The sequence below is a fragment of the Anaerobacillus sp. 1_MG-2023 genome (genome assembly GCF_030547345.1).
Taxonomy (GTDB): Bacteria; Bacillota; Bacilli; order Bacillales; family Guptibacillaceae; genus Guptibacillus; species Guptibacillus hwajinpoensis_B.
The window spans coordinates 1-5,208 of record NZ_JAUORD010000027.1 but is presented as its reverse complement, the minus strand read 5'-3'; the positions used below and the strand labels follow the sequence as shown (position 1 = coordinate 5,208).

Annotated in this window: 4 protein-coding genes and 1 pseudogene; 2 read left to right on the top strand and 3 right to left on the bottom strand. The window is 35.5% G+C overall.

From position 1 onward, the window contains the following. Window positions 1–226: 226 nt before the first annotated feature. A pseudogene (locus tag Q4550_RS22995) lies at window positions 227–625 on the bottom strand (ATP-binding protein); the annotation flags it as partial. 329 nt (window positions 626–954) lie between these two features. Here Q4550_RS22995 and Q4550_RS22990 point away from each other — a divergent pair. Then, entirely contained in the window at window positions 955–1,533 is a 579-nt protein-coding gene (locus Q4550_RS22990; RefSeq protein ID WP_303536459.1) for a hypothetical protein, read from the top strand. A 168-nt stretch (window positions 1,534–1,701) separates the two neighbouring features. On the opposite strand, the gene Q4550_RS22985 is transcribed toward Q4550_RS22990, so the two are convergent. Both Q4550_RS22985 and Q4550_RS22980 read right to left on the bottom strand, forming a co-directional pair. After that, on the bottom strand, window positions 1,702–3,108 hold the full coding sequence (locus Q4550_RS22985; RefSeq protein ID WP_303536457.1) for a pyridoxal phosphate-dependent decarboxylase family protein: 1,407 nt from the start codon (window positions 3,106–3,108) through the stop codon (window positions 1,702–1,704). A 300-nt stretch (window positions 3,109–3,408) separates the two neighbouring features. Continuing rightward, window positions 3,409–3,786 (bottom strand): cupin domain-containing protein, encoded by a 378-nt coding sequence (locus tag Q4550_RS22980; protein WP_303536455.1) that lies wholly within the window; start codon window positions 3,784–3,786, stop codon window positions 3,409–3,411. Between the two features lie 363 nt (window positions 3,787–4,149). On the opposite strand from Q4550_RS22980, the gene Q4550_RS22975 reads away from it, so the two are divergent. Further along, window positions 4,150–4,893, top strand: a complete 744-nt coding sequence (locus Q4550_RS22975) for an amidohydrolase family protein (protein ID WP_303536452.1) — start codon at window positions 4,150–4,152, stop codon at window positions 4,891–4,893. The last annotated feature ends 315 nt before the right edge of the window (window positions 4,894–5,208 follow it).

Below are 5,208 nucleotides of genomic sequence, written 5' to 3'. Positions count from 1 at the left end.
ATCCCTTTTCAATAGCTTGTTTCTCAGGGAACAAGTAAGTCCCAAGCCACTGATTATTCATGGAATCCTCTAACTCCTTTAACCCTCTTTCTTTAGCCCGCTGGATAACTTGAAGAAGGACATGGGTTAGACCCACCTCTGCCATCTTTTTGATCCACTTAAGACAAGAAATTGATCCACTCGTGCCATAAGTGAGCCACTATCATAAATGATAGTGGCTATAATACTATTTTTGTAGACCGTAACATTCTCTCATAGATTTTTCACCGTCAATGACAATACTATATGAATCGTGAACAATTCGATCTAGGATGGCATCAGCTAGTGTACTTTCACCTATCTTTTCATGCCAGCCTCGCGGATCAAATTGAGAACAGAAAATAGTAGACCCTTGTTGGTGACGTGCTTCCACAATTTCCAAAAGATCTCTCGCTTCTGTTTCGTTTAACGGAGTTAGAAGCCATTCGTCTAATATAAGTAGATTTACTTTTTTATATTTTGCCATGACCTTTCTATAAACTCCTTCGCCTCTGGCGATGGCTAATTCGTCTAGTAAGTCTGGCAGTCGAATGTATTTCACCTTATAAAACTGACGACATGCTGCGTTTCCAAATGCGCATCCTAAGTTGTAAACGCTAGAATAAAGTTGACAGTAATCGCTTGATGAGATTTTACACTTTTGCTCTATTAACCTAATACTTTAGTAAAATAGTCTGTAAGGTTATTTACTGGAGGTTAGGGTGTTGGAGGAGAAATTAGTGTTATATGTTAATCTGTAATAAGATAGGCTCCTTTTAATTTGAAATAAAGATTGAGTTATGTAGCTGGGTTTGAAATAATTGGTATTAGAGGTTTGTTCAAGATTCTTGAAGAAGTGCAATTGTTCTTTAAATGTAAAAAATGAGAGTTACTCAATTGTGTCAGTTTCATTGGTCAGTGAGAGGAGTTTTACTTTTGAACAAAAAAAAGAAAAGTTTCATTGTTGGTATTGTTATTTTAATTGGAATTTTGGTTTCGGCATACGAATTTTATCAACCTGATCGATTAGGTCAGGCTACTCAGGTTGCTCTTGAAGAATTCGAAAACGACTTTAAAGATAGAGTTGGTAAGTATCCTAAAGATATTAATCTTACATCAGTTGAAAAGAGTGACAGTTGGATTATTGCATTCACAATAGGAGATCAATCCCAAAAGACAGAAAAAGTTGCGGAATATGAAGTAACAGAAGAATTAACAATTCAAAATAGTTCTTGGTATGGGACTGTAGATGAAGATGTAAGGAAGGTTGTTTGGGGGCAATTATCATCGGATCAAAAGGATTTCATTGATGGGAATTGGGAAGACGGGACTATATCAAAAGTGAATTTAACAGACAGTATGCTAGCTAATCAACCAAATGAAGTGAATCCAAAAGTAGGAGAAGAAGTTTATGCTATTGCATTTCCTACAAAAAGTACATCATCCACAAATAACGTGATTGTTTATGCTGATGTTGAAAACCATAAATACATAGCGAATGGGCTAGTTGATTGATTTCATTTGAAATCTATCTTCCATTAAATCGGAGCGATCATTCAATAATAATAATCTCCTTTACTTTACCATTCTAGAAAGCAGTAAATATAGGGAGTTTTTTGAAAAAGGGAAGCTAATTATATCTTTAGCTTCCCTATTCTGATTATCATGAATAGCAGCATTCTTTTAACTAATCGACTTAGATAATCTTTCTATTTCATTTACGGAGATGTCTATGTCTTGATATGTAGTTTTATAAGAACAAACACTAATCCTTATGACTGCTTTTTCAGACCACCGTGAACCTCCCATCCAGCAAACCCCTGACTCTTGGATTTCTTTTAATAATTTATCCGTTTTCTCATCGTCATTAAAGTAAACCAACACTTGGTTAAAGTCAACCTCGTTTACAATTTCAAAGTTCCTAGCTCTTAATTGATCTGCAAAATATAGAGCTTTATGGTGTAACTCATCTACTAATTCTTGTACACCTTGAGACCCAAGTGATTTTAAGGTTGCCCAAAGTTCTACACCTCTTGCCCTCCTTGACATATCAGGTGTGTACATCATTCCATCTCTTTTCTCGCTTGCACTGATGATATATGGCCCAGTCATTTGAAGAGCATTGATTAAATCTTCACGACGCTTACACAAAATCATTCCATTGTCATAAGGGGCATTTAAGGTTTTATGAGCATCGGCAGACCAAGAATCGGCTAACTCCATTCCCTTCGTTAAATGAGAGAGATTTTCAGACGCTGCGGCCCATAAACCAAATGCTCCATCAACGTGCACCCAAGCTCCTTTTTGGTTCGCTGACGTGCATATAGATTGAAAGTCCTCATAAGCACCTGTATTTAAATTACCTGCCTGCAAGATTATTAAAGTTTTGTTGTCAATTTCAGGTAGATTGGAAACTAATAGTCTTCCTTGGCTATCAGCTGGGATTTTAGCGACAGTATCTGATCCTATACCTATCATTCTCAAAGCTTTAAATACAGAAGCATGGGCTTCTTCACTTATTACAACTTTTATATCATCTGATGATTGGATTCCTGTTTTTGTAATATCAAGGCCATTATTTTTAAGTAGATGATTTCTCCCGGCGATCACCCCGCATAAAGTTGCAGTCGAACTTCCAGTTAACAATCCTACACCTGTTGTTGGAGGGAGCTGAAGTAAATCTATTATCCACTGTTCAACGACTTCTTCAAGTTTAGAAGCAATAGGAGACATAATACTTAAAGCTGTATTTTGATCCCATGTATCAGATAACCATCGAGCGGATAAAGAGGCTGGGAGAATTCCACCGTTCACGAAACCAAAATAACGTCCACCTGTTTGGGCGACTGTAGCTGGAGAGCCATATGTATTCAATAATTCAATAATTTCTTCTGTGGTCTGAGGTGTTTGAGGCAGGCCTTCATCGAAAATATCAAGGTCTCTGATGGCCTTGCTTGTAGGATAAACGTTTCTCTTATTTATGTTTTCGATATAGGATAAAGAATAAGATTTCGATAACTCTAGGTATTTATTAATTTCTGACTTACGTACCGCATTTAATATTTCACTCTCAAAGTATTTACCGTCCATTAAGACCCTCCTATGTACTTCTTAATTATTGTTGTAATTCTATATCTGAAGGATGGGAGTTGTCAATTTCACGTAATTAGTCATACTATCTTGAAATCGAGTCTTCTACAATCTCGGAGCTTATCCTTAACAACTAGTAGATTCTTTGAAATTAGACAATAGCTGCAGATTAGATAACTGATCCGCAGCTTTGACCTTATTCATTTTAATAAACTTTAGAGTACTTATGGTAAGTAACATGTTATGCTGAACTAATAGTAAAAGTTAGAATAATTCTGGTAGCAGGTATCATTTTGCCGACTAGACTGTACCAATAGGGTCTATGCCTTTGTTTTCAATCATCAGAACTATAGCCTTGCCTTTCGGTACCACTGGCCTATGCATTGTTCCTTTGGGTACACAGGTTCCTTCGTATTGCCCCAGCTCAAAGTTGCCATTTTCTGTTTCCAAAATCATGTCTCCTTCTAAAACAAAAAAGACTTCATCATCATCCTCGTGTTTATGCATATGGTATTCGCCTTCGAAGATTCCGAGTCTCAAAACAGATGAATTTACTTCACATAGTGATTGATTAAACCAACTGTGTGTATTATCGCGAACGATATCTTTAATAGTTATTTTTTCTAGATAATCAAATTTAATATTCATCTGTTGATTGTAATTTTTTTGATTTTCCATAAATACACCTCTCTGCCAGTTTTGTATCAAAAAAGCAAACCTTTAGACAATCATATCCAAAAGGTAAAAGTGGTGCAAATTATAACGTAAAACAGAGCAGATTAAGACCTTTTTCTCTGCTTTAAGGCAGTTGAAAATATTAAAGATACGAAAAAATATGTAAAAATTCACCTGATATTTCATTCTAGTTCAATGTCCTTCGATACGACCTTTCTCCTCGTATTGAAGGCGTACCCTGGAAGTGATAGGACGTCGTCGCGCATGACTCTGCTTTATAACTAAGTCAATCTGTCCTCAATTGTTTTGTCTAACTCAGTATAGTCGCCGATTCACGTGGATGATATATAAGAAAGGAGAGACGAAATGAGAATGTTTGATGCACATTTCCATATTATTGATTATGACTTTCCTATTACCGAAAACCAAGGGTATCTTCCCCCTAGTTATGTTGTAGGGGATTACCAGCATGAAATTGCAGAATTAAATGTATTAGGTGGAGCTGTTATATCTGGATCATTTCAAGGATTTGATCAAAATTATTTATTGAACGCACTCAAACAATTGGGTTCAACATATTGTGGCGTAACGCAACTACCCTTCACAGTGACTGACGAAGAGATACTTAAGTTAAATGAAAAAGGGATAAAAGGATTACGCTTTAATGTTAAAAGAGGTGGTTCAGAATCTTTAGCGAGGCTAGAATATTTTGCTGCAAGAGTTTATGAAGTAGCAGGGTGGCATAGTGAACTTTATATTGATACACAAGATTTACCTGAAATTGCAAAAACTATTGAGAAATTACCTGCTATATCCATTGACCATTTAGGTTTATCAGAGAAAGGATTGCCACATTTATTAAAGTTAGTTGAGCAAGGTGTTCGAGTTAAAGCCTCTGGTTTTGGTCGGGTAGAATTGAATGTAGAGAATGCACTAAAATTAATTTATGATATTAACCCAGACTCTCTTATGTTCGGAACTGATTTACCTTCTACAAGAGCAAAAAGACCTTTTGAATTTGGAGATATGAAAATGATTTTGCAGCTGTTTGATGAACAAGCTACTGATAAAATACTGTACACAAATGCTTTTAATTGGTATTTTAAGTAATTAGATTTTAAATAATAAGAGAATGAAATTATAAGTATGTCGATATTATCACTGGAAGTTATGTGAATTATGGTTGATAAGAATATTATTTCTAAAAAGATGTTTTTTTGCTCTATACAAGGACCCTATTCATTGGGAAAAAAGACGATAAATAACTATAAATTGAGGATAGTTCTTCTAAATCGGAGCATAACTGTGATAAGAGTAGTAGTTTATGGCATATGTATTGTTCTGTAATCTCGGAGCGATTAAAGAGTAAATAATAAGTTTAGGGAGGGAATTATGGAACTAATATTTGTACGACATGGTCAAGGA